The organism is Actinoplanes palleronii (assembly GCF_016862315.1).
Taxonomy (GTDB): domain Bacteria; phylum Actinomycetota; class Actinomycetes; order Mycobacteriales; family Micromonosporaceae; genus Actinoplanes; species Actinoplanes palleronii.
This window is the reverse complement of the sequence record NZ_BOMS01000117.1, coordinates 1-24,273: the sequence shown is the minus strand read 5'-3', so window position 1 is coordinate 24,273 and position 24,273 is coordinate 1. Positions and strand designations below refer to the sequence as shown.

Annotated in this window: 30 protein-coding genes; 19 read left to right on the top strand and 11 right to left on the bottom strand. The window is 71.0% G+C overall.

Annotated elements, in window-relative coordinates:
• The first annotated feature begins 38 nt into the window (after positions 1-38).
• The 4 genes from Apa02nite_RS35735 to Apa02nite_RS35720 are packed head-to-tail and all read left to right on the top strand — an operon-like array spanning position 39 to position 3,206.
• Positions 39-761, top strand: a complete 723-nt coding sequence (locus tag Apa02nite_RS35735) for a lysophospholipid acyltransferase family protein (RefSeq protein ID WP_203828991.1) — start codon at positions 39-41, stop codon at positions 759-761.
• Positions 758-1,750: an NAD(P)H-dependent glycerol-3-phosphate dehydrogenase gene (locus Apa02nite_RS35730; protein WP_067685647.1), complete on the top strand. Its 993-nt coding sequence runs from the start codon at positions 758-760 to the stop codon at positions 1,748-1,750. Before Apa02nite_RS35735 ends, Apa02nite_RS35730 begins: the two co-directional genes overlap by 4 nt.
• A complete protein-coding gene (locus tag Apa02nite_RS35725; protein ID WP_203828990.1) occupies positions 1,747-2,850 on the top strand; it encodes a cystathionine gamma-lyase in 1,104 nt (367 codons plus the stop codon). The genes Apa02nite_RS35730 and Apa02nite_RS35725 overlap by 4 nt, the downstream gene beginning before the upstream one ends.
• Entirely contained in the window at positions 2,847-3,206 is a 360-nt protein-coding gene (locus Apa02nite_RS35720) for a hypothetical protein (RefSeq protein ID WP_203828989.1), read from the top strand. The genes Apa02nite_RS35725 and Apa02nite_RS35720 overlap by 4 nt, the downstream gene beginning before the upstream one ends.
• A 251-nt stretch (positions 3,207-3,457) precedes the next feature.
• Here Apa02nite_RS35720 and Apa02nite_RS35715 read toward each other — a convergent pair whose 3' ends face one another.
• Positions 3,458-3,850: a hypothetical protein gene (locus Apa02nite_RS35715; protein WP_239164772.1), complete on the bottom strand. Its 393-nt coding sequence runs from the start codon at positions 3,848-3,850 to the stop codon at positions 3,458-3,460.
• Between the two features lie 163 nt (positions 3,851-4,013).
• On the opposite strand from Apa02nite_RS35715, the gene Apa02nite_RS35710 reads away from it, so the two are divergent.
• The gene (locus Apa02nite_RS35710) at positions 4,014-5,111 is read left to right on the top strand and encodes a D-alanine--D-alanine ligase family protein (RefSeq protein WP_203828987.1); all 1,098 of its coding nucleotides are present in this window, start codon (positions 4,014-4,016) and stop codon (positions 5,109-5,111) included.
• Positions 5,112-5,118: 7 nt separating this feature from the next.
• Here Apa02nite_RS35710 and Apa02nite_RS35705 read toward each other — a convergent pair whose 3' ends face one another.
• Complete coding sequence (locus Apa02nite_RS35705) at positions 5,119-5,772, bottom strand: DUF3515 family protein (protein WP_203828986.1); 654 nt, start codon at positions 5,770-5,772, stop codon at positions 5,119-5,121.
• 2 nt (positions 5,773-5,774) lie between these two features.
• Complete coding sequence (locus tag Apa02nite_RS35700) at positions 5,775-6,008, bottom strand: Lrp/AsnC family transcriptional regulator (RefSeq protein ID WP_067685920.1); 234 nt, start codon at positions 6,006-6,008, stop codon at positions 5,775-5,777.
• 99 nt (positions 6,009-6,107) lie between these two features.
• On the opposite strand from Apa02nite_RS35700, the gene Apa02nite_RS35695 reads away from it, so the two are divergent.
• Positions 6,108-7,052, top strand: coding sequence for a thiamine-phosphate kinase (locus Apa02nite_RS35695; protein WP_203828985.1), 945 nt, complete (start codon positions 6,108-6,110; stop codon positions 7,050-7,052).
• 9 nt (positions 7,053-7,061) lie between these two features.
• Positions 7,062-7,541 (top strand): GNAT family N-acetyltransferase, encoded by a 480-nt coding sequence (locus Apa02nite_RS35690; protein ID WP_203828984.1) that lies wholly within the window; start codon positions 7,062-7,064, stop codon positions 7,539-7,541.
• 55 nt (positions 7,542-7,596) lie between these two features.
• Here the strand turns inward: Apa02nite_RS35690 and rpmB are convergent, their stop codons facing one another.
• The gene (gene rpmB / locus Apa02nite_RS35685; RefSeq protein WP_067685640.1) at positions 7,597-7,788 is read right to left on the bottom strand and encodes a 50S ribosomal protein L28; all 192 of its coding nucleotides are present in this window, start codon (positions 7,786-7,788) and stop codon (positions 7,597-7,599) included.
• Positions 7,789-7,948: 160 nt separating this feature from the next.
• Between rpmB and fakA the strand changes: the two genes are divergently transcribed.
• The 3 genes from fakA to Apa02nite_RS35670 are packed head-to-tail and all read left to right on the top strand — an operon-like array spanning position 7,949 to position 12,104.
• Positions 7,949-9,541: a DAK2 domain-containing protein gene (fakA, locus tag Apa02nite_RS35680; protein ID WP_203828983.1), complete on the top strand. Its 1,593-nt coding sequence runs from the start codon at positions 7,949-7,951 to the stop codon at positions 9,539-9,541.
• Entirely contained in the window at positions 9,538-11,760 is a 2,223-nt protein-coding gene (recG, locus tag Apa02nite_RS35675; RefSeq protein WP_203828982.1) for an ATP-dependent DNA helicase RecG, read from the top strand. Before fakA ends, recG begins: the two co-directional genes overlap by 4 nt.
• Entirely contained in the window at positions 11,757-12,104 is a 348-nt protein-coding gene (locus tag Apa02nite_RS35670) for a DUF952 domain-containing protein (RefSeq protein ID WP_203828981.1), read from the top strand. The genes recG and Apa02nite_RS35670 overlap by 4 nt, the downstream gene beginning before the upstream one ends.
• Before the next feature lie 32 nt (positions 12,105-12,136).
• On the opposite strand, the gene Apa02nite_RS35665 is transcribed toward Apa02nite_RS35670, so the two are convergent.
• Complete coding sequence (locus tag Apa02nite_RS35665) at positions 12,137-13,366, bottom strand: hypothetical protein (RefSeq protein WP_203828980.1); 1,230 nt, start codon at positions 13,364-13,366, stop codon at positions 12,137-12,139.
• Positions 13,367-13,458: 92 nt separating this feature from the next.
• A complete protein-coding gene (locus tag Apa02nite_RS35660; RefSeq protein WP_203828979.1) occupies positions 13,459-14,478 on the bottom strand; it encodes an LPXTG cell wall anchor domain-containing protein in 1,020 nt (339 codons plus the stop codon).
• 324 nt (positions 14,479-14,802) lie between these two features.
• Between Apa02nite_RS35660 and rsmD the strand changes: the two genes are divergently transcribed.
• The 8 genes from rsmD (at position 14,803) to Apa02nite_RS35620 (ending at position 20,185) form a co-directional block, all read left to right on the top strand.
• The gene (gene rsmD, locus Apa02nite_RS35655) at positions 14,803-15,363 is read left to right on the top strand and encodes a 16S rRNA (guanine(966)-N(2))-methyltransferase RsmD (protein ID WP_067685634.1); all 561 of its coding nucleotides are present in this window, start codon (positions 14,803-14,805) and stop codon (positions 15,361-15,363) included.
• Positions 15,360-15,839 carry a pantetheine-phosphate adenylyltransferase gene (gene coaD / locus Apa02nite_RS35650; protein ID WP_067685633.1) on the top strand — a complete coding sequence of 160 codons (480 nt, stop codon included), beginning with the start codon at positions 15,360-15,362 and terminating at the stop codon, positions 15,837-15,839. The genes rsmD and coaD overlap by 4 nt, the downstream gene beginning before the upstream one ends.
• 101 nt (positions 15,840-15,940) lie before the next feature.
• Complete coding sequence (locus tag Apa02nite_RS35645; protein WP_067685632.1) at positions 15,941-16,438, top strand: SPFH domain-containing protein; 498 nt, start codon at positions 15,941-15,943, stop codon at positions 16,436-16,438.
• 74 nt (positions 16,439-16,512) lie between these two features.
• The gene (locus tag Apa02nite_RS35640) at positions 16,513-17,115 is read left to right on the top strand and encodes a YceD family protein (protein WP_203829010.1); all 603 of its coding nucleotides are present in this window, start codon (positions 16,513-16,515) and stop codon (positions 17,113-17,115) included.
• A 5-nt stretch (positions 17,116-17,120) separates the two neighbouring features.
• Positions 17,121-17,294: a 50S ribosomal protein L32 gene (rpmF, locus tag Apa02nite_RS35635; RefSeq protein WP_067685631.1), complete on the top strand. Its 174-nt coding sequence runs from the start codon at positions 17,121-17,123 to the stop codon at positions 17,292-17,294.
• Between the two features lie 111 nt (positions 17,295-17,405).
• Positions 17,406-18,272: a phosphate acyltransferase PlsX gene (locus tag Apa02nite_RS35630; protein ID WP_239164774.1), complete on the top strand. Its 867-nt coding sequence runs from the start codon at positions 17,406-17,408 to the stop codon at positions 18,270-18,272.
• On the top strand, positions 18,265-19,002 hold the full coding sequence (gene rnc, locus Apa02nite_RS35625; RefSeq protein WP_067685629.1) for a ribonuclease III: 738 nt from the start codon (positions 18,265-18,267) through the stop codon (positions 19,000-19,002). The genes Apa02nite_RS35630 and rnc overlap by 8 nt, the downstream gene beginning before the upstream one ends.
• Positions 18,980-20,185: a putative hexosyltransferase gene (locus Apa02nite_RS35620; protein WP_203828977.1), complete on the top strand. Its 1,206-nt coding sequence runs from the start codon at positions 18,980-18,982 to the stop codon at positions 20,183-20,185. Before rnc ends, Apa02nite_RS35620 begins: the two co-directional genes overlap by 23 nt.
• Here Apa02nite_RS35620 and Apa02nite_RS35615 read toward each other — a convergent pair.
• From Apa02nite_RS35615 to Apa02nite_RS35595, 5 genes are read right to left on the bottom strand one after another with little or no spacing between them, the layout of a single operon-like run.
• Positions 20,160-21,224 (bottom strand): hypothetical protein, encoded by a 1,065-nt coding sequence (locus Apa02nite_RS35615; RefSeq protein ID WP_203828976.1) that lies wholly within the window; start codon positions 21,222-21,224, stop codon positions 20,160-20,162. The two genes, Apa02nite_RS35620 and Apa02nite_RS35615, sit on opposite strands and share 26 nt — an antisense overlap.
• The gene (locus Apa02nite_RS35610; RefSeq protein ID WP_203828975.1) at positions 21,221-22,222 is read right to left on the bottom strand and encodes a hypothetical protein; all 1,002 of its coding nucleotides are present in this window, start codon (positions 22,220-22,222) and stop codon (positions 21,221-21,223) included. The genes Apa02nite_RS35615 and Apa02nite_RS35610 overlap by 4 nt, the downstream gene beginning before the upstream one ends.
• Entirely contained in the window at positions 22,219-22,545 is a 327-nt protein-coding gene (locus tag Apa02nite_RS35605) for a hypothetical protein (protein WP_203828974.1), read from the bottom strand. The genes Apa02nite_RS35610 and Apa02nite_RS35605 overlap by 4 nt, the downstream gene beginning before the upstream one ends.
• Positions 22,538-22,918, bottom strand: coding sequence for a YbaB/EbfC family nucleoid-associated protein (locus Apa02nite_RS35600; protein ID WP_067685623.1), 381 nt, complete (start codon positions 22,916-22,918; stop codon positions 22,538-22,540). Before Apa02nite_RS35600 ends, Apa02nite_RS35605 begins: the two co-directional genes overlap by 8 nt.
• Complete coding sequence (locus Apa02nite_RS35595) at positions 22,915-23,166, bottom strand: YbaB/EbfC family nucleoid-associated protein (protein WP_067685622.1); 252 nt, start codon at positions 23,164-23,166, stop codon at positions 22,915-22,917. The genes Apa02nite_RS35600 and Apa02nite_RS35595 overlap by 4 nt, the downstream gene beginning before the upstream one ends.
• A 112-nt stretch (positions 23,167-23,278) precedes the next feature.
• Here Apa02nite_RS35595 and mutM point away from each other — a divergent pair, with 112 nt between their 5' ends.
• A complete protein-coding gene (gene mutM / locus Apa02nite_RS35590) occupies positions 23,279-24,124 on the top strand; it encodes a bifunctional DNA-formamidopyrimidine glycosylase/DNA-(apurinic or apyrimidinic site) lyase (protein WP_203828973.1) in 846 nt (281 codons plus the stop codon).
• The last annotated feature ends 149 nt before the right edge of the window (positions 24,125-24,273 follow it).

The following is a 24,273-nucleotide window of genomic DNA, read 5'->3' as shown; positions in this document are numbered from 1 at the left end:
ACGGGCGACGTGGTCGCCGACGAGGGACGGGGGAAACCGTGGCGCAGCAGAGGCTGGGATTCTGGCAGCGTTTCGCGGTGGCGCTGGTCGTCCCGACCATGACCCTCTGGTCCAAGCGCAGCTGGCACGGCATGGACAAGATCCCACCCGGCGGTGTGATCCTGGTCCCCAACCACGTCTCGCACTTCGACCCGCTGGTCGTGGCGCACTACATCTACAAGGCCGGCCGCTGGCCCCGGTTCCTCGGCAAGGCCAGCCTCTGGCGGGTGCCGATCATCGGGCCACTGTTGCGCAAGACCCGGCAGGTCCCGGTCGAGCGGGGCAGTGTTGAGGCGGTGAAGTCGCTGGAGGCACTGGTCGAGGCGTTGCGCGAGGGCGGCGTCGTGGTGGTCTACCCGGAGGGCACCACCACCCGGCACCCCGACCTGTGGCCGATGCGCGGCAAGACCGGCGCGGCCCGGCTGGCCCTGCTCACCGGCGCCCCGGTGGTCCCGATCGCGAACTGGGGCGCCCAGGACGTGTTCGACCCGCGGACCAACAAGTTCAAGTTCACCCGGGCGGCCGTCACGGTCACCACCGGCGACCCGGTCGACCTGAGCCGGTGGGCCGGCGCCGAACCGTCCCGCGCGGTGCTCGAGGCGATGACCGAGAAGATCATGCTGGACATCCGCGACCTGCTCGGCACGATCCGCGACGGCGAACCGCCGGCGCTCTACGACCGGCCCGCTCGGCGGGCCACGACTGCGGAGGACGCGTCATGAAGGCGGCCGTCATCGGATCCGGTGCCTGGGGCACGGCGTTCGCCAAGGTGCTCGGCGACGCGGGTTCGGAGGTGACCATGCGGGCCCGGCGCGAGCAGGTGGCCGCGGAGATCCGCGACCAGCACGGCAACGAGGGCTCGCTGCCCGGCATCCGGCTGTCGAAGCGGATCACCGCCACCACCGACCTGGCCGAGGCGGTGGACGGCGCCGAGCTGATCGCGATCGCGGTGCCGTCGCAGACGCTGCGCGCCAACCTGGCCGACTGGGCCGGGTTCTTCCCGAAGGACGCCACGGTCGTCTCCCTGATGAAGGGCATCGAGCTGGGCACGCTCAAGCGGATGAGCGAGGTGATCGTGGACACCGCCGGCGTGGCGGCCGACCGGGTGGTGGTGGTCTCCGGCCCGAACCTGGCCCCCGAGATCGCCGCCGAGCAGCCCACCGCGACCGTGGTGGCCTGCCTCGACGAGGACCGCGCCCGGCAGGTGCAGCACGCCCTGGCCACGCCGTACTTCCGGCCGTACACCAGCGACGACGTGCTCGGCTGTGAGCTGGGCGGCGCGGTGAAGAACGTGATCGCGCTGGCGTACGGGATGGCCTCGGCGATCGGGCTCGGTGACAACACCAAGGCGTCACTGATCACTCGCGGTCTGGCCGAGACGTCCCGGCTCGGGGTGGCGCTCGGCGCCGACCCGCTCACCTTCGCCGGGCTGGCCGGTCTGGGTGACCTGGTCGCGTCCTGCTCCTCGCGGCTGTCCCGGAACCGTACGTTCGGTGAGCACCTGGGCCGCGGCGAGAGCCTGGAACAGGCGCAGGTGGCCACCCGGCAGACCGCCGAGGGCGTGAAGAGCTGCCTGTCCATCCGGGACCTGGCCCGCGCGCACGGCGTCGAGATGCCGATCGTGGAGCAGGTCGAGAAGGTCTGCCACGAGGGCGCCGACCCGCGGGTCGCGGTCAAACTGCTGATGACACGAGAGATGAAACCCGAGTGAGTTACTCCGACGGGACCCGATCGGTCCATGCCGGCCTGCCCGAGCCGGTCGTGGGCGAGCCGTTCCTGCGCGGCCCGGTCTTCGCCGCGCCGTACCACCTGGACCCGGTCACCGGGCCCGGCGAGAACGGTTACGCCCGGACCGAGCACCCCACCCGGGAAGCCCTCGAGGCCGCGATCGGCGAGCTGGAGGGTGGTCCGGCGCTGGCTTTCGCCAGCGGTCAGGCGGCGATCACCGCCATGCTGTTGTCGCTGGTCAAGACGGGCGATCGGGTCGCGCTCCCGGGCGACGGCTATTTTCCGGTACGAGCGTTCGCCGGTGGCGCGCTCGCCGATCTCGGTGTCGGGAGTGTGCTGGTGCCGACGGCCGGCCCGTACCCGGATCTGACCGGGCTGCGGCTGGTGCTGCTGGAGACCCCGGCCAACCCGGGCCTGGACGTGGCCGACATCCGGGCGCTGGCCGACGCCGCGCACGCCGCCGGGGCGTTGCTCGCCGTGGACAACACCGCGGCCACCCCGCTCGGGCAGACCCCGCTCGCGCTCGGCGCGGACCTGGTCGTGGCGTCCGGCACCAAGGCCCTGACCGGGCACTCCGACCTGCTGCTCGGCTACGTCGCGGCGCGCGACACCGCCCTGCTGGACAAGGTGGAGAACTGGCGGAAGCTGACCGGCGGGGTGCCCGGCGCGTTCGACTGCTGGCTGGCGCACCGGTCGATCGCCACCATGGACCTGCGGCTGGCCCGGCAGAGCGCCAACGCCGCCGCGATCGCCGAGTTGCTGGCCGGACGCTCCGATGTGACCGGGGTGCGCTGGCCGGGGCTGCCGTCCGATCCGTCCTATCCGGTGGCCAGCAGGCAGATGCGCCGGATCCCCGGGATCGTGGCGTTCGACCTGGGCAGCGCGGAGCGGGTGGCCCGGTTCCTGGAGGCCGCGTCGCTGGTCTTCGCGGCCACCTCGTTCGGCGGGGTGCACACCAGCGCCGACCGGCGGGCCCAGTTCGGTGACGACACCGCGCCGGGCTTCGTCCGGTTCTCCTGCGGCATCGAGGACACCGCTGACCTGGTGGCCGACGTCAGTCAGGCCCTGGACAAGTCGCGGTGACCGCCTGGAGCAGTTTCGACGGTGACCAGGTGGCGGCGCTGACCCAGGGCGAGAGCTTCTTCGCGGCGCCGGGGGAGCGGGACTGCCCGTCCTGCGGGGAGCGGCGCCTGCGGGCCTACTTCACGGCGCCGGCGAACGCCCGCCGGCCGACGCTGGTCAGCTACGTGTGGTGCGCCGGCTGCGACAAGTTCGTCGGCACCCGGGCCAAGCACCCGGAGGGCCTGGTCATCTCCGACCCGCTGGCCACCCTCTCCACCGACGAGCGCCGCGAGCTGGAACGCAGCCTCACGGGCTTCCTGGCCCACCTGGACGAGCTCTGGGACGCCGGCGTGCTGCCCCAGAGGTTCGCCGCTTAGTCACCGTCGCCCGGCTGGCTCTCAGGGGTGTCTCCGCGCTGCGGAGACACCCCTGAGGCCCGGCCAGAGACCGGGTTTTGATCTTTGGGTGAACCGCTACCACGCACGGGCAGTGAAGGGGCCGGCGATCGTTCGGGACGCGCCAGCGGCCTGATCGCCGGCCCCGGCCCGCGCGGGAGCAAACGGTCGGGACCACGGCGGACGCGCGTATCTGAAGTACTTGAAGTTGATCTTCGGTTTCGGCGGCGGGCCTATCCGGCGACGAAGTCGTGCAGCCAGTCCTGGGGGACCGGTTGGCCGGGGGTGATGCCGATGCGGCGCAGGGCCTCGCCCGGACGGATGCCGAGAAGCGCCAGGGTCATCGTCGCGAGCAGGGTCGTCCGGCCGAGATCGGCGGCGGACTGGGTGACCACGAAACGACCGGAACGGACCTCCCGCGCCAGCCGGGTGGCCAGCGCGACCATCTCGGTGGCCTCCTTGCGCGGGGCCGACGTGTCCGGAACCGGGTAGGCGACCAGCTCGATGCCGGCGCTGTCCGCGTCCGGCGGCCGATGAGCGGTGGTGCAGACCAGGACGTGGACGCCGGCCCGGGCCAGCGCGCCCAGTTCCTGCGGTGACCACGGCTCGTCACGGGGCCGTGCCATGGTGGCCAATTGCCCCGGTCCCGGGCCCGCGATCACGTGGAGTGCTGGTCCCATTTACTGTTCGTCTCCCCCTGCCTAGGGCAGCGCCGCCGCAATCCCGTATCTGGCCTACGCAGAGTAGGGTCACCCCCGGCTGACCCGCTAGCGAGAGGCGCAGAGAAGAGTGACAACCCCCCGGAAGACCCGTGTCGCGATCGTGTTCGGCGGACGCAGCACTGAGCACGCCATTTCCTGCGTGAGCGCGGGTGCCATCCTGGGTGCGCTGGACCCTGATCAGTACGAAGCGGTCCCGGTCGGAATCACCCGGGAGGGTCGCTGGGTGCTCGCCGGCGGGGACCCGTCGTCGTTCGCCATCGCCGGCTCCACGCTGCCCGAGATCACCGCGGCGTCCGGCAACTCGGTGGTGCTCGCGGCCGACCCGACGACGACCGAGTTGATCGTGCGCGACCCGGCCGAGGGCGTCTCCGAGCTGGCCGGTGTCGACGTGGTCTTCCCGGTGCTGCACGGCGCGTACGGCGAGGACGGCACGATCCAGGGGATGCTGGAGATGGCCGGTATCCCGTACGTGGGCGCGAACGTCTTCGCCTCGGCGGCCGCCATGGACAAGGAGTTCACCAAGAAGCTGGCGGTGGCCGAGGGCATTCCGGTCGGGCCGTACGCGGTGCTCCGGGCCGGCGTCTCGTTCGCCGACGAGGACAAGGAGCGGCTCGGGCTGCCGGTCTTCGTGAAGCCGTCGCGGGCCGGCTCGTCGCACGGGATCACCAAGGTCAGCGACTGGGCCGACCTGGACGCCGCGATCGCCACGGCCCGGGAGATCGACCCGAAGGTGCTCGTCGAGGCCGCGATCGTGGGCCGCGAGATCGAGTGCGGCGTGCTGGAGGGCGAGGCCGGTGGCGCGCCCGAGTCGTCGCTGCTCGCCGAGATCCACGTGGACGAGGCCGCCGACTGGTACGACTTCGAGACGAAGTACCTGGTCGGCAGCCGGTACACGATCCCGGCCGGCCTGCCGGACGAGGTCACCCGGCAGGTCCGGGAGTTCGCGCTGCGCACCTTCACCGCGCTGGACTGCGCCGGCCTGGCCCGGGTCGACTTCTTCGTCACGGCCGACCACCAGATCTACCTCAACGAGATCAACACGATGCCGGGCATGACGCCGACCTCGATGTTCCCGCAGATGTGGGCGGCCACCGGGCTGGAGTACCCGAAGGTCGTGGACCGGCTGATCCGTACCGCGCAGCGGCGTGGCACCGGCCTGCACTAGCCCGCGGTCAGGGGAAACATCCGCTCGGCACGCCCTCGGTGATCGACTTGTCGGTCTCGACGACCGTGTCGGAGAACTCGTTGGCCCACTGCGCCCGCTTGTCGTAGGCCGCCGGCACGATCACCTGCACCGGGATCTCGCGGTCCATCGTGGTGAACGTGCTCTTGCCGGCGCCGTCCGAGTAGTACCAGCAGACCCGGTTCATCAGCAGCAGGTCGGCGACCAGCGGCACGCACGAGCCGGACGTGTCGTCGACGGTCTCGCACATCTTCGGCTGCGGGACGCCGCAGGAGACCGTGATCGGCGGTTCGCCGTACGCGGCGTTCTGCTCCGGGCCGGCGCTGACCTTGCGGGGCGGCAGGTTCCGGACCTGGGCCGGCAGCTGCGCGGTCACCGCGAGGCAGACCTGGGCGGCGCGCGCGGAGAGTATGGGCGCGGCGACCTCGACCGCCGTGCCGGGCACGACGATCGGGCCGCTCGCGGCCGGCGCCGGGTCGGCCGCCGGCCGTGCCTTGTCGATCTGCAGGAACGCGACGAGACCCACGATGATCACCACCGGCACGGCCACCACGGTTGCCCAGATCGCGGCGATCCGCGTGGCGTTGTCCGGCGCGGCGGCCCCCTTCTCGGGGGCGTCCTTCGGGGTGTCTACGTCGACCATGCTCAGAGATTTACCACGGAGCAGGTGAGCGTCCTGGTGATGCCCGGTACGTATTGGACCTTGCTCACAATCAGGCTGCCCAGTTCGTCAACGGTGTGTGCCTCGGTCAGTACCACCACGTCGTACGGCCCTGTCACCGCGTCGACCCGGACCACCCCCGGTATTTTCTCGATCGCGGCGGCCACGTCACGGGCCTTCCCGACCTCCGTTTGAATGAGGATGTATGCCTGGACCACGATCCGACTCCTATCCGCCACCGCGTCGGTGATCCCCGATCGTGAAACTACCGTACGAAGCGACCCGGCAGCGGGCCGCCACCATCGAAGGACGTGGACGTGAGCATCGCAGAGTCCGGTGAATTCGGGCTGATCGGACGAATCGTATCCCGACTCGACTCCGGCACGGCCACCATCCTGGGACCGGGCGACGACGCCGCCGTGGTCCGCGCCGCCGACGGGCGGGTGGTGGCCTCCACCGACGTGCTCGTCGAGGGCCGCCATTTCCGCCGTGACTGGTGCGGACCGATCGACGTCGGCCACCGGGCCGCCGCCGCCAACCTGGCCGACATCGCGGCGATGGGCGCCACCCCGACCGCGCTGCTGGTCGCCCTGTGCGTGCCGCCGACCCTGGACAGCGCGTGGGCCGAGGGCCTGGCCGACGGGCTGACCGCCGAGGCCGCGCTCTGCGGCGCCGCCGTGGTCGGCGGGGACACCTCGTCCAGCCCGACCCTGACCATCGCGGTCACCGCGCTGGGTGACCTGGGCGGGCGGGAGCCGGTGCGCCGCAACGGCGCCCAGCCGGGCGACATCCTCGCGCTGTCCGGCCGGATCGGCTACGCCGCGGCCGGATACACCATCCTGTCCCGGGGCTTCCGGACGCCGAAGATGCTCGTCGAGGCGTACCGGCGGCCGGAGATCCGGTACGCGGCCGGCCCGGAGGCGGCCCGGCTCGGCGCCACCTCGATGATCGACGTGTCGGACGGGCTGCTGCAGGACGTCGGGCACCTGTCCACCGCCAGCCTGGTCGGGATCGACATCCGGACCGAGGCGTTCGACATGCCGGACCAGATGCGCGACACCGCCACCGCGCTCGGGCTCGACCCGTACCAGTGGGTGCTGGCCGGCGGCGACGACCATCCGCTCGCCGCGACGTTCCCGGCCGGGACCCGGCTGCCGGCCGACTGGCGGGAGATCGGCTCGGTGCACGACGGCTCCGGCGTCACGGTCGACCGCAAACCGTGGAGCGGGCCGCTGGGCTGGGACCATTTCAAGGTGAATTAATCTGGCGGCGTGGTTCAGATCAAGATCAGACAAGCACGGTACGACGAGCCGGCCGTGGTGGAGCTGGTCGCGGAGAACATGCGCGACCTCTCCGAGCGCTACGGCGGCACCGGCGACGACACCCCGATCGCGGCCGCCGACTTCCTCCCGCCGGACGGCGCGTTCTTCGTGGCCGTCCGTACCGGCGACGACGGCCCTGATGGTCGTCTGGTGGGCAGCGCCGGCTGGCGGCGGCACGGCACCGACGCCGAGCTGAAGCGGATGTTCACGCTGTCCGCGGCGCGCGGGCACGGTGTGGCCCGGCGGATGCTCGCCGTGATCGAGGAGTCCGCCCGGGATGCGGGATGCACGCGGGTGATCCTGGAGACCGGTGACAAGCAGCCCGAGGCGATCGCCCTCTACCTGTCCGCGGGGTACGAGCGGATCGAGGACTTCGGGTATTACCAGGGGCACGAGGGCGTGCTGTCGTACGCAAAAAAGATTTTGTGACAGCAAAAGGCCGCCGGGTCAGTGACTCGGCGGCCTCTTTCACGCTTGGATCAGGTCAGGCGCGGACAACCTTGCCGGCCTTGATGCACGAGGTGCAGACCTTGAGCTTCTTGGTGGTCCCGCCACCGGCCGGGGTACGCACCGACTGGATGTTCGGGTTCCAGCGGCGGTTGGTCCGCCGGTGCGAGAAGGACACGTTGTGGCCGAAGCCCGGTCCCTTGCCACAGACGTCACACACGCTAGCCACGGGATACTCCTGGGTTTGATTCGAAGAACAGAAGACGCCCAGGAGCGAGACTCGCCCAGGCAACCCAGCGAGCTTACCCGACTCGACGAGTTCTCGACCAATCGCCCCCGGTCAGGGTGCGTACCCAGCGATTGTCGGGGGTGGTTAGTACGATTTTCGCGTGCTGGAAACCCTCGATGCCGCTGCCGTGCACCGCTGGTGCGACGGTGGGCTGGAGGCGCTCCGGGCCCACCAGCGTGAAATCGACGACCTGAACGTCTACCCGGTGCCCGACGGCGACACCGGGACCAACCTCGTCCTGACCCTCACCGCCGCGCAGGAAGCCGTCGTGTCCGCGCTGCACGAGGAGCCACGCACCCCGATCGGCGGGCTGATGAGCCGGATGGCGCGGGGCGCCCTGCTCGGCGCCCGGGGCAACTCCGGCGTGATCGTGTCGCAGATCCTGCGCGGCATGGCCGACTCGTTCGCCACCGTGGTCGCGGTCCGGGGCTCCGAGCTGGCCAGCGCCCTGCGGGAGGCCACCGACGCGGCCTACGCGGCGGTCGCCCGCCCGGTCGAGGGCACCGTGCTGTCCGTGGTGGCGGCCGCCGCCGAGGGTGCCGGGCGGATCAGGTCCGACAGCCTGGTCGCCGTCGCCCGGGCCGCCGCGCGCGCCGCCACCGAGGCGCTGGCCCGCACCCCGGAGCAGCTGCCGGTGCTGGCCCGGGCCGGCGTGGTCGATGCCGGCGGGCGCGGCCTCTGCCTGCTGCTGGACGCGCTGGTCGACACCGTGGAGGAGAACGAGTTCGTGACCCGTCCCCGGCCGGTGGCCGTCGTCACCCCGGCCGCCGAGCACGACCACGAGCACGAGGCGGAGGACTGCTCCGGCCTCGGTTACGAGGTGCAGTACCTGCTGGACGCCCCGCCGGAGGCGCTGCCCGGGCTCCGCGCCACCCTGGCCGGCCTGGGTGACTCCCTGGTGGTGGTCGGCGACCCCCCGACGTGGAACGTGCACGTCCACGTGGAGAGCGCCGCCATCGGCCCGGCGGTCGAGGCCGGTGTCGAGGCCGGCCGGCCGTTCCAGATCCGGGTCACCCCGCTGACCGAGAAACGGCCGGGCGCCGACTCGCGGGGCGCCGTGGTGGTCGCCGACGGCGACGGGCTCACCGCGCTCTTCGAGGCGGAGGGCGCGGTGGTGGTCGACCACAACCCGTCCACCGCCGAGATGCTGGCCGCTGTGCACGCCTGTGGGGCCTCCGCGGTGGTGCTGCTGCCCAACGACACCAACACCCAGGCGGTGGCGGTCTCCGCGGCCCGTGAGGCCGAGGCGGCGGGGGTCAGGGTCAGCGTGGTGCCGACCCGGTCGCCGGTGCAGGCCCTGGCCGCCCTCGCGGTGCGCGATCACGGCCGCCCGTTCGCCGACGACGTGATCGCGATGGCCGAGGCGGCCGGCGCCTGCCGGTACGGCGAGGTCTGCACCGCCCAGCGCGACGCCCTGACCGTGGCCGGCCCGTGCCGGGCCGGTGACCTGCTCGGCCTGGTCGACGGCGAGGTGCACGTGATCGGCACGGACCTGACCGACGTCAGCCACCGGTTGCTCGACCGGATGCTCGGCGGCGGCGGCGAGCTGGTCACCCTGGTGCTCGGCGCGGCCGTCCCGCCGGGCATGGAAGACGACCTGCGCGGTCACGTGCACCGCACCTGGCCGTTCATCGAGTTGCAGTGCTACGCCGGCGGCCAGCCGCGTTACCACCTGTTGGCAGGAGTCGAATGACCACGACCGACACCCCGTTGACCAAGGTCACCACGGAGGTCCCGCTGACCAAGGTGCTCGGCGCGAAGACCGCCAAGGCTCTGGAGGAACACCTCGGCCTGATCACCGCGGGCGACCTGATCTACCACTTCCCCCGGCGCTACGACGAGCGCGGCGAGCACACCGACCTGCGCCAGCTCGAGGTCGGCGAGCAGGTCACCGTGCTGGCCCAAGTGCAGGGGATCGGCGTCAAACCGATGCGCCAGCGCAAGGGCAACATGCTCGAGGTGACCATCGGCGACGGCTCCGGAGCGACCCTGACCTGCACGTTCTTCAACCAGGCGTGGCGCGAGCGGGAGCTGACCCGGGGCCGCTGGGGGCTGTGGGCCGGCAAGGTCACCGACTTCCGCGGCAAGCGCCAGCTGAACGGCCCGGCCTATCAGCTGCTCAAGGCGGACGCCACGCAGGACGAGGCGGCCGAGGAGATCGAGGAGTTCGCCGGCGCGCTGATCCCGGTCTATCCAGCCGCGCAGGCGGTGCCCACCTGGACCATCGCCAAGTGCGTGCGGACCCTGCTCGACGTGTTCGAGCCGCCGGCCGACCCGATGCCGCCCGAGGTCCGGGCCGGCCGCAACCTGATCGGCATCGGCACCGCGCTGCGCGAGATCCACCGGCCCAGCGCCGAGCCCGCGCTCTACTCGGCGAAGCACCGGCTGAAGTGGGACGAGGCGTTCGCCGTGCAGCTGACCCTGGCGCAGCGCCGGGCCCGGGCCGCGGCGTCGCCCGGCACCGCCCGCCCGCGCCGCCCCGGCGGCCTGCTCGACAAGTTCGACGCCGGCCTGCCCTACGAGCTGACCGAGGGCCAGGCCACGGTCGGCGAGGAGATCGCCGAGGACCTGACCCGGGCGCACCCGATGCACCGGCTGCTGCAGGGCGAGGTCGGCTCCGGCAAGACGCTGGTCTCGGTGCGCGCGATGCTCCAGGTGGTCGACGCCGGCGGGCAGGCCGCGCTGCTGGCGCCCACCGAGGTCCTGGCCACCCAGCACTTCCGCGGGATCGGCGCGCAGCTCGGCGCCCTGGGCCGGGCCGGCGAGCTCGACGGTGACCTCTCCGGCACGCAGCTCACCCTGGTCACCGGCTCTCTGGGCGCGGCGGCCCGGCGTGCGGCGCTGGCCAAGGTCGCCGACGGGACCGCCGGGATCGTCGTCGGCACACACGCCCTTCTGTACGAGGGAGTCGACTTCCACGACCTCGGACTGGTCGTGGTCGACGAGCAGCACCGGTTCGGGGTGGAGCAGCGCGACGCGTTGCGCGCCAAGGCGAACCGTCCGCCGCACGTGCTGGTGATGACGGCGACCCCGATCCCGCGCACGGTGGCGATGACCGTCTACGGCGACCTGGAGACGTCGATCCTGTCCCAGTTGCCGCGCGGCCGCTCGCCGATCGCCACCCACGTGGTCCCGGCCCTGGAGAAACCGGCCTATCTCGACCGCGCCTGGCGCCGGGTCAAGGAGGAGGTCGCGGCGGGCCATCAGGCGTATGTGGTGTGCCCCCGGATCGGCGACGGTCCCGAATCTTCTTTCGAGGACGGTGGCGAGCCGCCGCCGGAGACCGAGTCGGCCCGCCGGCCGCCGCTGGCGGTCACCGAGGTGCTGCCGGCGCTCCAGCAGGAATATCTCAAGGGCCTGCGGATCGAGATGCTGCACGGCAAGATGCCGGCCGACGAGAAGGACGCGGTGATGCGCCGGTTCGCCGCCGGCGACGTGGACGTGCTGGTGGCGACCACGGTGATCGAGGTCGGCGTGGACGTGCCGAACTCCACCGTCATGATCATTATGGATGCCGACCGGTTCGGGGTGTCCCAATTGCATCAGCTGCGCGGCCGGGTCGGCCGGGGCTCGGCGCCCGGGATCTGCCTGCTGCACACCGAGGCCGTGGAGGGCTCCGCGGCCCGCGAGCGCCTCGACGCGGTGGCCTCCACCACCGACGGCTTCACACTCTCCGAGATCGACCTGGAGCAGCGGCGGGAGGGTGACGTGCTGGGCGCCTCACAGTCCGGCAAACACTCGCACCTGCGGCTGCTGTCCCTGCTGCGGGACGAGAAGTTGATCAAGGAGGCCCGGGTCGAAGCCGCCGAACTCGTCGGCGACGACCCCGACCTGTCCCGCCATCCTGCGCTGGCCGCCTCGGTGGCCGCGCTGGTCGACGAGAACCGCGCCGAGTACCTGGAGAAGGGTTGATCCTGCACCTGTGCCCACGAGACGACTGGGCGACTGTTTCTGATCACTACGAGCCGGCGTCGCTGGGGGTGGAGGGCTTCATCCACTGCTCGGACCCGGCGTGGGTGCACGTGCCGGCGTCGCTGTTCTACCGCGGCCGTACCGACCTGGTGCTGCTGGAGATCGACGAGGCCGCTGTCGACGTCCCGGTGGTCTGGGAGGACGGCAGTCCGCCGGACCCCTCGGGCCGCCAGTTCCCCCACGTGTACGGCCCGCTGCCGGCCGCGGCGGTGACCGCGGTGCACGAGTACCAGCCCGCGGCTGACGGGTCGTTCCCCCCATGGCAAGGGGGCGCCGACCGTTAGGTCGACGCCCCCTTGTTCAGGGCCTAGGCGGATCAGGCCTTGAAGTTCACCTTGCGGCGACGGGCCATGAAGAACAGGCCGGCGCCGACGATGAGCAGCAGGACCGCGCCACCGGCGATCGAGCCGCCGGCGGCGCCGGTCAGGGCCAGCTCACCGCCCGGGGTTTTGCTGGCGCTCGGGGTCGCGGCGGCCGGGGAGGTCGACGTGGACGCGCTCGCCGACGGCGAGGTGGCGGCGGTCGGCGGGAGGCTCACCGGCGGGGAGGTGCTGGCGCTGGTGCTCGGCTGCGGCTCGGCGCACTCGCCCAGCACGACCTCGACGGTCAGTTGCTCGAACTTGCTCTCCGGGAACTCCACGGTGGCGGTGGTGGCCTTGGCGGAATCGAAGGTGACGTCGACCGACTTGCCGGTCGGCACGGTCACGGTCTTGGTCTCACCGTTGTAGGTGACCTTGGCCGGGACGTCGCCGTTGCCCTCGGGGTTGGTCACCGTGACGGTGGTGACCTTGCAGTCGTTCACCGCGGTGGCGGCCGGCTCGCAGGCCGCCGGGAGCGCCCAGTTGATCGTGGTGGGCTGGAGCTTGTCGGCGGTCACCGTGATCGGGCCACTGCCGGCCGGGACGGTCAGGTCCTCGCTGGCGCCCTTGGCGACCGTGACGACCTTGGTCTCCGAGCCGTACTTGACGGTGAAGTCGACGCCGTAGCCGCTCAGCACGCCGTTGTTGCTCAGGTTCAGCGTGGTGACGCCGTCACAGGCCGCGGTGTACTGCACAGCCGGCTGCACGCAGCTGCTGGCGCTGCCGTCCTTGTCCGCGCTGCCGTTCCAGAAAGCGATCTTGGTGGTGCCGTACCGCTTGCCGTCCTTCACCAGCTCGTTGATGACGTCGTTCTGGCCACCGACGAAGAGGTCCGCCTGGGTGTTGCAGGCCGGCACCTTGACCGAGAAGCCCTTGCTGGTGTTGCCGGAGCGGCTGATCAGCTCGGTCTGGCTGCCGAACAGGTACTGCGGGACGTCGAAGTTCGGCTTCGGGGCCAGGTAGGTCACCAGGGTGACCTCGGCCTGGCAGTTCGAGCCCGCCTTCAGGGTCGCGGTGGTCTCGGCGAGGCCGTTCTGGAAGACGAAATCCGTCGCCTCGAAGTCGGCCGACGTGCACACCGTCGCCTCGTCGGCGAAGGCGGCGGTGGAGGTGGTGGCCACGGTGCCGGCGCCGAGAACGGCGCTGACGAGCACGAGGGCCGCGCGGAGGAAGCGCGCTTTCTTCAAGAGGTGCTCCAGGAACGAGGGAAAAAGGGGGTATGACGAAGCGCGCCGACCCGTGTGGGTCGGCGCGCCCCGGGTGTTGCTAGGTCTGGCTATCAGGCGGTGAAGCGGATCTTGCGGCGGCGGGCCATGTAGAAGAGGCCGGCGCCGAGGACCAGGGCCAGAGCGGCGCCACCGGCGATGGTGCTCGAGTTGGCACCGGTCAGGGCCAGCTCGTCGTCGTCACAGTCGGCCGGGGCCTTGTAGGTGACCGTGGCGGCCTCGTCCTCGTAACCCTTCGGGGTTGCGGTGACCTTCAGGCCCTTGGAGGCCTTGAAGTCGACGGTCTTGGTCTCGCCCGGGGCGGCGGTGACGGTCTTGGAGTCGCCGACGGTCGGCTTGAAGGTCACCGTGAGGGATTCCTTCCAGTCAACCGGGACCTCGATGCCGACGGTCAGGGTGTCGCAGGTCGCGTCGTAGATGAACTGCGGCTCGGTGACCGTGGTGTCCTCCGGGGGGAGCGACGTGGTGGTCGACGGCGAGACCGGGGCGGACGGCGAGGTGGACTCGCTGGCCGACGGGGACGGGGCGGCGGAGGTGGATTCGCTCGCGGACGGCGACGGCTCGGCAGAGGTCGACTCGCTCGCGGACGGCACCGGCGACGCGGGGGTCGAGACCGAGGCGCTCGGCTCAGGGGTGTCGCACTTCTCGGTCGGCTTCGGAACGCTCAGCGACCCGCCCTTGGCGTAGCCGCCCCAGCGGCCGGTCACGTTCAGCTTCACGGACTCGACGGCCTTGTCCACCTTCTGGGTGGCCGTGAGGGTGGTGCCGAACGTGAAGGGGGCGTTCTCCTGAAGGGTGCCGCTGACCTCGATGTTCTGCGGCGCGGACGCCGGCAGGATCGTGTAGTTCAGCGACTCGATGACACCGTCGCCGAGTTGGTTGTCGCTGGGCGCGACGCTCCAGTCGATCTGCCAGTTGCCGTCGGCGTCGACACAGGCGGTGGTCGCCTTCTGGTCGAACTCCGGGTGACAGGCCAGAGCGGGCATGGCCGTGGACATCACGCCGATGAGACCGAGGGCCGCACCGGCGACAACGGTGCCGGTCCGACGGAACGGGGTTTTGAACGGGTTCACGCCTACTCCAAGGAACGGGGGTCAAGGAGATGAAAAAAGAGCGCGAAGAGACCGCGCGGCCGCCGCCGGTGGATTCAAGCGGAGCTGCGACGACGCCTCCCCACGTCGTCTGCGGACTGTCCCAGGGGGACATCCGCAACGAGGCCTGACCCTAGCCATTTCGGGCACGCAAAGAAACGTCTCAGCGGCGGCTAAGGCTCTTGATATCAATCCGTGATCTTCCATCACTGCAACGGGACGGGACCGTCGCGCGCAGTGCCTGCGACGAGGGAATTGTTAACGCGCCCGTGGCGTGATCACGGTGGTGAAGTAGCGTCGGACCTGATGACGAGGATTATCGCCGGTGCGCACGGCGGGCGGCGGCTGTCCGCTCCCCCCGGTGCGCTCACGAGGCCTACATCGGACCGCGTCCGTGAGGCTTTCTTCAGTTCCCTGCACACGATGACGGATCTGTCCGGTGCGCGATTCGTTGATCTTTATGCCGGGTCCGGTGCCGTCGGTTTGGAGGCGTTGTCCCGCGGTGCGGTCCACACGCTTCTGGTCGAGGCCGAGCCCAAGGCGGCCCGGGTGATCCGGGAGAACATCGCGACGCTGCGGGTCACCGACCAGGCACGCCTGGTCACCGCGAAGGTGCTCCAGGTGGTCGGCGAGGCGCCGACCGGCGGACCGTACGACGTGGTCTTCGCCGACCCGCCGTACGCGCTGGGTAACGACGAGATCGACGGTGTGCAACAGGGACTGCTCGCCAACGGCTGGCTGGCCCCGGACGCCGTCGTGGTCTTCGAACGATCCAAGCGGACCGAGCTGACCTGGGTGGACGGCCTCGAGGAGGACCGCACCCGGCGTTACGGCGAGACCACAATTTGGTACGGTCGCCGATCATGAGACGAGCGGTGTGCCCCGGCTCCTTCGACCCGGTCACGAACGGTCACCTCGACATCGTCGGGCGTGCCAGCCGGCTGTTCGACGAGGTGATCGTCGGAGTTCTGATCAACCAGTCCAAGGCCGGGCTGTTCACCGTCGAGGAACGACTCGAGATGCTGGGCGAGGTGACCGCCCCGTACGAAAATGTCCGGGTCATGGCATTTCGCGGGCTCCTGGTGGACTTCTGCCGGGATCAGGGCGCCGCGGTGGTGGTCAAGGGCCTGCGCGCGGTGAGCGACTTCGATTACGAGTTGCAGATGGCGCAGATGAACGTCGGTCTCTCCGGTGTGGAGACGTTGTTCATGCCGACCAACCCGCTCTATTCGTTCTTGTCTTCCAGCCTGGTCAAGGACGTGGTCAAGTGGGGTGGCGACGCGTCGTCCTACCTTCCGGACCCGGTGCTGGCCCGCTTGGTGACCCGGCTGAAGCAGAATTAGCGGCCACCAGCGCGGGCGTGCCGGGATCCGGCGCGACGGCGGCACAAGTAACGTGATCGCACCACGCTGGGTGGCGGTTCGACGACGGGAGTGAGGCACCGGTGGATCCGCTCGACCGTATCGACGAGCTCATCGAGCACATCCAGGACGCCCGTTCGGTGCCGATGTCGCGGACGAACTTCATGTTCGACCGCGGCGAGATGATCGAGCGTCTTGAGGAGCTGCGCGCCGAGCTCCCCTCCGAGCTGCGCAAGTCCGCCGCTGTGCTGGACGAGCGGGACCGGATCGTCGAGGCCGGCCGCCGCGAGGCGGACCGGATCATCAGCGAGGGTGAGGCTGAACACTCCCGCCTGGTCTCGGTCAACGAGATCACCGTCTCGGCCGAGCACGAGGGTGCCCGGATCATCGCCGAGGCGCGGACCGAGGCACAGCGCCTGCGGGAGGAGGTCGACGACTACGTCGACACCGCGCTGGCCAACTTCGAGCAGTTCCTGACCAGGGCGCTGGCGTCGATCGAGCGGGGCCGTGACAAAATGCATGCGCTCCGCGAGATCGGAACCTTCCAGGGTGAGGACGCGGAGCGGCCACTGCCGTTCTGAGCCGAGCCGATTCGACGATGTCGGACAAGCTCAGGTAATGTTTTCGGCTGGCCTACCCACGGCTGAGGAACATGATGCCCAAGTCACCGCAGAGTCACCTGAACCCCAGGCAGCCGCTGGTCGTCGACACGACGAAACTCCCCCGGCAGCCTGGTGCGACGCGTGCCCTGAAGCGGGTGGACGCGGCGCCGGCAGACCTCGGTGTGGAGTTGATCTCGGTCCCCGTCGGTTCCGACCTCGAGCTCGATCTGAGCCTGACGTCGGCGTCCGAGGGGGTCTTCGTCAGCGGTCTCGTCCGTGGCACGATTCAGGGCGAGTGCGGCAGGTGCCTCAACGAGATCAACAGGCCGTTCACGGTTCGCATCGGGGAGTTGTACGCCTACGCGGACAGCTTCACGGAGGAGACCGAGGATGATGACGAGGTAGGCCGGATGCAGGGCGACCTGCTCGACCTCGAGCCGGCGGTGCGTGACGCGGTGGTCCTGACCCTGCCGACCAACCCGCTGTGCCGACCGGACTGCCCAGGGCTGTGCCCCGACTGCGGGGTGCACTTCGACGACCTCCCGGCCGATCACAGCCATGAGGACGTCGATGCCCGCTGGGCCGCTTTGCGCAATCTGTCAGCCGAGTCGCCAGGGGCGGCTTCGCCGCACCAAAAGCAAGATTCTAAGGAGTAGGAACCGTGGCCGTCCCGAAGCGCAAAATGTCGCGCAGCAACACCCGCTCGCGCCGGGCTAACTGGAAGGCGACCGCGGTTTCGACCGTGGCCTGCCCCCAGTGCAAGTCCCCGAAGCTGCCGCACGCCGCCTGCTCGGTCTGCGGTACCTACAACGGTCGTCAGGTCCTCGAGGTCTGACGTCGCCGAGTGACGCGCCCGATCATCGGGCGGGTCGTACCTGAGCAGTGGCGTTCCACCGGTGCCACGGCTCCCGGACAGCGGTCTGTCGGGGAGCCGGGCACCGCGCGGATCGCCGTCGACCTCCTCGGCGGGGACCAAGCTCCCGCCGTCGTGGTTGACGGCGCTCTGCGTGCCGTCCAGGACGATCCGACCCTGCACCTGACTCTCGTCGGACCGGCTGAGGCCTCCGACGCGGTGCTGGCTGCCCTGCACCCGGCCCAGCGCCATCGCATCACCGCCGTACTCGGCGGCAGCGCCGTCCAGGCCGTCGCCGACGGCCTCGCCGACGCCGCACTCTCCGCCGGCGACACCGGGATCACCGTGGTGTCCGCCGCGCGCGTCCTGGGCCGCTGGCCCGGCGTACGCCGCCCTCCGCTCGCCGCCGTGCTGCCCACCGTCGCCGGCCGCCTGGTCCTTCTCGACGTCGGCTCCACCGTCGACCCCGACGAACAGACCCTGGCCGTCCACGCCCGGCTCGGCGCCGCCTATGCCGCGGCCGTCCACGACATCCCCACCCCTCGGGTCGGGCTGCTCACCATCGGCACCGAGCTCGGCAAGGGCGACCGCCTGCGCCGTGCCGTTCCCGCACTGCTCGCCGACCGCCCGCTGCCCGCCGGAGCCCGGTACACCGGTCTGGTCGAGGGCGGCGACGTCGTGCTGGGTCATGGCGTCGATGTCGTGGTGACCGATGGATTCACCGGAAATGTCCTTTTGAAGGCGCTGGAAACCACCTACGCGAGATCCGGCCACGGCGCGGCACCGACGCCGCGCGCCGCCGTCCTGCTCGGGGTCGGCGGCACCGTGGTGGTCTGCCACGGTTCCGCCACCGGTGCGGATCTCGCCGGTGGCATCGCCTTCACCGCCCATCTGCACCGCCGTTCCGCACTCGCGGCGATCGTCGATCTGCTGACGTACAACGAGGTATCGCATGAATGACAAGCGTCGCCGTCCATCCACCGCCCCCTTGGAAGAGGCGTTCGACGTCCCCTTCACCCCCGAGATGCTGGAACGGGCCCTGACCCACCGCTCGTACGCGTACGAGAACGGCGGCCTGCCCACCAACGAGCGCCTGGAGTTCCTCGGCGACTCGGTGCTCGGTGTGGTGATCACGTCTGCGCTCTTCCACAACCACCCGGACCTGCCCGAGGGGCAGCTCGCCAAGCTCCGGGCCAGCGTGGTCAACATGCACGCGCTCGCCGACGTGGCCCGTGGCCTGGGCCCGGCCGGTCTCGGCCCGCACCTGCTGCTCGGCAAGGGCGAGGAGACCACCGGCGGCCGGGACAAGGCCAGCATCCTGGCCGACACCCTGGAGGCGCTGCTCGGCGCGATCTACCTGGAGCACGGGCTGGAGACCGCCGGCGAGGTGGTGCACCGGCTGTTCGACCCGCTGATGGCCGAGTCGGCCGGCCGGGGCGCCGCCCTGGACTGGAAGACCAGCCTGCAGGAGCTGACCGCGGCACTCGGGCTGGGCGTCCCGGACTACGTGATCGAGGACTCCGGCCCGGACCACGCGAAGACGTTCACCGCCTGGGTGGTGGTGGCCGGTGAGCGGTACGGCGGCTCCGACGGCCGCAGCAAGAAGCAGGCCGAGCAGCGGGCCGCCGCTGCCGCGTGGCGCACGCTCACCGAGCGGAACGAGGCCGATGGCGACGACAAGCCCGAGTGAGACCGTGCCGGTGACCGCGGACGACGCGGAGCCCCCGGAAACGCTCTGGGAGAAGGCCGGCGGCGGCCGTGGTGTCGCCGTCGCCGTCGGGCTGCTCGCCCTGACCCGGGTCGGCCAGTTGCTGATGGTCTGGTGGCTGGGCAACGCGTCCGGGTCGACCACCGGCGTCTGGCATCGGCTGCTGGTCTGGGACGGCGGCTGGTTCATCCGGGTCGCGGTGGACGGATACCCGCACGGGTTCACCTACGACGACAACCACGTCCTGCAGGCGAACGAGCTGGCCTTCTTCCCGCTCTACCCGATGCTGCTGCGGCTCGGCACGGTGCTCGGCCTGCCGCCGGGAGTCGCCGGGGTCGGTGTGGCCTGGCTCGCCTCGATCGGGGCCGCGGTCGGGCTGCACCTGCTCGGCACCACGCTGCGGGACAAGCGGGCCGGGTGGGCGCTGGTGGCGATCGTCTGCTCGGCGCCGGTCTCCGTGGTGCTGTCCATGGCGTACTCGGAAAGTCTTTTTCTCGGTCTGGTGGCGGGCATGCTGGCGGCAGCGCACCGCCGTGCCTGGGGATGGGCCGGTTTCCTCGGCCTGTGCGCCGCGCTGACCCGCCCGACCGGCGCGGCGGCGGCGATGGCCCTGGGTGTCGCCGCGCTGCTGGCGCTCCGCGACGTGCCCCGCAGCGACCTGGCCGGCCGGGTGAAGCCGCTGGCGGCCGCCGCGGTCGCGCTGGCCGGGGTGCCGCTGTTCCTCGGCTGGGTCGGCTGGCGGGTCGGTGACTGGACCGCCTGGTTCAAGATCCAGACGGCCGGGTGGGGCACGTCGTTCGACTATGGCAGCAGCACGCTGAAGTTCCTCGACGACACGTTCACCGGCGCGGACGGCTGGGTTCAGGTCAGCGTCGGCCTGATCCTGCTGGCCGCGCTGGCGGCGGCCGGGGTGGCGCTGGCACAGAAGCTGTGGCCGCCGCTGATGGTCTACGGCGTGGTCGCGATGATCCTGGTCTACGGCCAGGCCGGTTTCTATCACTCCAAGCCGCGGCTGCTGCTGCCCGTGCTGATCACCCTGGTCCCGGCGGCGTTCGCGGCGGCCCGCGCCCGCCCCCGGGTCGCGATCCTGTCGATCACCGCCTGGGCCGTCTTCGGCCTCTGGTACGGCGCCTACCTGATCACGATCTGGCCGTACACGATGTAGTCACGGTGAATCCGGTGATCTCGGCGTAGGCCTCCGGATTCGCGTACGCCGACCGGGTCACCACGCGAGCCGCCACGTGCAGGCCGAGCCGGGTGACCCGGCCGGCCGTGACGGTCACCCGGCGGGTGACCTGCTCCGCCGCGAACCGTTCGGCCGCCGGCCGCGGCGGCCGGACGGTGAACGTCACGTCGTGCTCGCCGGGCGGCAGGCGGTAGCACCAGGTCTGCCAGGAGAGCGGCCGCTGCTGGCCGTCGACGGTGAGCTCCGGCCACGGCACCCAGCCGTTCTCGTCCACGTGGTTGCGGTCGCGCAGGCCGTTGCGGGTGCGCTCGAGCGCGTGCGTCCCGGTCACCACGAGCAGCCCGTCGGCCGTGCCCTCGAGCAGGTGCGCCGGAGGTTCGGCGTCGCCGAGGAACCAGCCCGCGGCGTCGTTCCGGCCGGCCTCGGCGGCGGCTTCCGCGGACGCGGCCACGCGATACTCCCGGTCACCTCGCCGCTTCCACCAGATCGCCAGGACCGCGGCCACCACCGGCACCGCGAGCAGCGCGAGGGTGAACCCGTTGAGTGGGACGCCGAGCAGCGTGAGAAGCGGCATCAGGGCGATCGCGGCGAGCCAGCCCCAGACCAGGTAACGGCCCGTGCCGGGGCGCCGTTTTCCGGGGGCGGGCACCAGAACGCCGCGCGTGTTGCTGCCGGAACTCGCGGCCGGGGTCCAGAAGTCCAGCTCCACGATCTCGCCGGCGGCCACCCGGACCCGGCGGGTGCTCTCCACCGCGAGCCGGCCCCGCACCTCGACGAGGTGCTCACCCGGCTCGACGACGGCGATCATCCGGCCCAGGCCCCACCACAGCGGGCGGTCGTCGATCCCGACCGTGAACCGTTTCGGGAACTGCACCACATCCCCGCCTCTGGAACGGATCCGCACCGCGATGCCGGCCGTCCCGGCGTCCGGTACCGGCGCGGGCCGGTCCAACAGCCAGGGCAGCACCCGGGCTCCCGGGAGTGGGGTCGGCGGCCACTGCTTCTCCCAGCTGTTCATCGCTCCACATCCAAGGCCTTGTCGATCTCCCCGTCCTCCATGGCCGGGCGCCCTGCCTGCTGATCCTTGATGATGCCGGTGGTGACGCTGGCCCCCGGGCCGGCGTAGCCGAAGACGTCGCCGAGCACCGATCCGCCGATCTTGGCGACATTGGAGAAGGTCGCGGCGCGGCCGAGGTCGGCGACGCTCTCGCCGACCTTCTGCTTGAGCATGCCCGGGAGGACCTTCTCGAGCAGCGCGCCGATCTTCTGCAGCAGCATGACCACGCGGTCCACGATGGTCACCGCGCGGCTCGTCGCGACCGAAGCCTGCACCGCGGTCGCCGCCCCGGCCGCGGCGACCGAGCCGCCCAGGGTCTCCGGGGCCAGCGCCAGGGCCGCGAGCCACTCAATGATCATCCACTCGACGAGTGTGGCGATGATGCCGATGATCAACTGCTGGGCGGCCGACATGATCTTGGAAAAAAGGGTGAGCAGGCCGGCGATCGAGGCCGCCTCGCCACCGGTGGCCGAGATCGCCGAGCCGAATTCGATCAGGCGTTCCTTGGCCGCGGTCGCGTCCAGCCCTTCCCACTCGAGAAGGCCGTCGGTGGCGGCAGCTCGGGTCGCGTCGCCGAGCGGGCCCAGGGCGTCGCCGAGCCGCTGCCAGGCCTCCGCGTAACCCTCCATCCGCTCGGAGTTGCCGGTGAACAGGCTCAGCAGGTCCTCGAGCGGCTGGATGAAGTCGATCAGGAAGGTCAGGCCCGCCGAGATCAGCCAGTTCAGCGGGTCGATGGCGAACGCGACAGCGTTGCCGGTGAAGTCGGCGGCCGCGGCGAAGAGATCGCTCCACTCGCCTTCGGTGATGCCCTTGTACGCGTTCTGGGTGATCTCCCCGAACGGCAGCGTCGTGCCCCAGTCGGTGTCGACCGCGTCGGTGAAACCCAGGTCGCCGGCGTACTGGCTGGCGTCCTGCGCGTTATTGCTCAGATACGCGTCGTTGTCGTCGGTCCCGCTCACTGGCCGCCCGCCAGTCGCTCCTGGAAGCGACGGAAGGCATCCTGCAGCGCCTGATCCAGCTCCTCGTGGTTCTTGACCACCGCCCGGATCGCCTTGCCCTGCGATTCGAGCGCCTTGGCGATCAGCGCGATGTGGTCACCGGCCTCGGCGGACTTCTCGTCGTACTTCCACTTCATCAGCAGGCCGAGCGCGCCCCACAGCACCTCCGGCGGGTTCGCGGCCGCCACTCCCGCCGCGATCTGCCCGGCGCTCGTGCTCAGCGCCTGGAACACCTCCGCCGTACTGGTCAGTTTGTCCGTCGGCACGACGATGCCGTCACCCATCGGATTCCCTTCGATAATCGTCCGGGATCGACTCGCGGACCAGGCCGGCGATCGCCGGGCTGCCGAGCCGCGCGCTCAGCTCGGCCAGCTGCCGGGTCCGCGCGGCCTGCGCCTCCCGGATCGCGGTCAGGATCATCTGGGCCAGGTGGGCGCCCCGGCGCAGCGCGGAGTCGCCGATGTCGACCCGGGAGACGACGCCGCTCGCGTCCACCTCGGCCCGCACCGTACGGTCCGCGGAGAAGCCCTCGCCGGTGATCCCGCCGGCCTCGGCCGCGTACTCGGCGTTGCGCGCCATCGCCTGCCGGTTCCGCTCCCGGATCCCGTCCAGGAACTCCAGCACCTCACCCGGTTCGGTGAAATCCGGCCGGGTCATCGCGGCATCCGCGCCGCCACCTCGGCGGTCACCAGCGTGTTCGCCTCGTGGATCGTGCGCACCACGAGCGCGCCGAGCTCGGCGCCGGTCAGCCGGAACGCCCGGGAGCTCAGCGACAGGTCGCGCAGCACCCCACCTGGTCCGGCCACCACGGTGACCGCGTGATCGTCGCTGGTGTGCTCGACCGAGGTGCTGGTGACCACCTCGCGCATCAACCGTGCCCGCTCCGTGGCGGCGTCCAGATCCACGATGACCCCTTCCGGACTGTCGGGAGTTGTCGATCATACGAATCCCGGCTGTGGACCCGCAGTCCCGTACTGTTGACGCCGCCGTACCGAGCACGACCCCCGAGGACCCGCCTTGCCTGAACTTCCCGAAGTCGAGACCGTCCGGATGGGCCTGGCCAAGTGGGTGGCCGGCCGTACGATCGCCGCCGTCGAGGTGCACCACCCGCGGGCGATCCGCCGGCACCTGCCCGGCGACTCCCACTTCATCGCGATGCTGACCGGCCGCACCGTCCTCGACGTGTCGCGCCGCGGCAAGTACCTCTGGCTCCCGCTGGACTCCGGCGACGCGCTCATCGCGCACCTGGGCATGAGCGGTCAGCTGCTGATGCAGCCGGCGACCGCGGCGGACGAGAAACACCTGCGGGTCCGGTTCGCTTTCACCGACGGCGCGGCGCAGCTGCGGTTCGTCGACCAACGTACGTTCGGTGGCTTGTCGGTCTCCGAAGGCGGCGGCGAGCTGCCTGACGAGATCGCGCACATCGCCCGCGACCCGATGGATCCGCTCTTCGACGACGCGGCCTTCTCGGCCCGCCTGCGCGCCCGGCACACCGAGATCAAGCGGGCCCTGCTCGACCAGACGCTGATCTCCGGCGTCGGCAACATCTACGCCGACGAGGCCCTCTGGCGGGCCAGACTCCACGGCGCCCGCCCCACCGACAAGCTGACCCGCCCGGCCGTCGAGCGCCTGCTCGGCCACGTCCGCGACGTGCTCTCCGAGGCGATCGTCGCCGGCGGCACCAGCTTCGACGAGCTCTACGTCGACGTGAACGGCGACAGCGGCTATTTCGACCGCTCCCTGAACGCCTACGGCCGCGAGGGCGAACCCTGCAAACGTTGCGGCACGCTGATGCGCCGGGAGAGCTTCATGAACCGCTCCTCGTTCAGCTGCCCACGCTGCCAACCAAAACCAACCCCATAGGGTACGAATACCGAGCGCCCCGCCGCAGGCTACAAGCCACGCGCTGCTCCGGTCCCGCGCCAGGCCACCGCTGCTCACCGCGGCCACCGCGCCTCCCGACCGACCCGCGCCGTGCCCGGCCACGTCTCCCGGCCGGGGGCGGGCCGACC

Excerpts from the sequence above, each read along its gene's own strand:
- Apa02nite_RS35730 (WP_067685647.1), top strand. The coding sequence starts at position 758 with ATGAAGGCGGCCGTCATCGGATCCGGTGCCTGGGGCACGGCGTTCGCC.
- Apa02nite_RS35715 (WP_239164772.1), bottom strand. The coding sequence starts at position 3,850 with ATGGCACGGCCCCGTGACGAGCCGTGGTCACCGCAGGAACTGGGCGCG.
- Apa02nite_RS35705 (WP_203828986.1), bottom strand. The coding sequence starts at position 5,772 with ATGGTCGACGTAGACACCCCGAAGGACGCCCCCGAGAAGGGGGCCGCC.
- recG (WP_203828982.1), top strand. The coding sequence starts at position 9,538 with ATGACCACGACCGACACCCCGTTGACCAAGGTCACCACGGAGGTCCCG.
- rsmD (WP_067685634.1), top strand. The coding sequence starts at position 14,803 with ATGACGAGGATTATCGCCGGTGCGCACGGCGGGCGGCGGCTGTCCGCT.
- coaD (WP_067685633.1), top strand. The coding sequence starts at position 15,360 with ATGAGACGAGCGGTGTGCCCCGGCTCCTTCGACCCGGTCACGAACGGT.
- Apa02nite_RS35640 (WP_203829010.1), top strand. The coding sequence starts at position 16,513 with ATGCCCAAGTCACCGCAGAGTCACCTGAACCCCAGGCAGCCGCTGGTC.
- rnc (WP_067685629.1), top strand. The coding sequence starts at position 18,265 with ATGAATGACAAGCGTCGCCGTCCATCCACCGCCCCCTTGGAAGAGGCG.
- Apa02nite_RS35620 (WP_203828977.1), top strand. The coding sequence starts at position 18,980 with ATGGCGACGACAAGCCCGAGTGAGACCGTGCCGGTGACCGCGGACGAC.
- Apa02nite_RS35615 (WP_203828976.1), bottom strand. The coding sequence starts at position 21,224 with ATGAACAGCTGGGAGAAGCAGTGGCCGCCGACCCCACTCCCGGGAGCC.
- Apa02nite_RS35605 (WP_203828974.1), bottom strand. The coding sequence starts at position 22,545 with ATGGGTGACGGCATCGTCGTGCCGACGGACAAACTGACCAGTACGGCG.
- Apa02nite_RS35600 (WP_067685623.1), bottom strand. The coding sequence starts at position 22,918 with ATGACCCGGCCGGATTTCACCGAACCGGGTGAGGTGCTGGAGTTCCTG.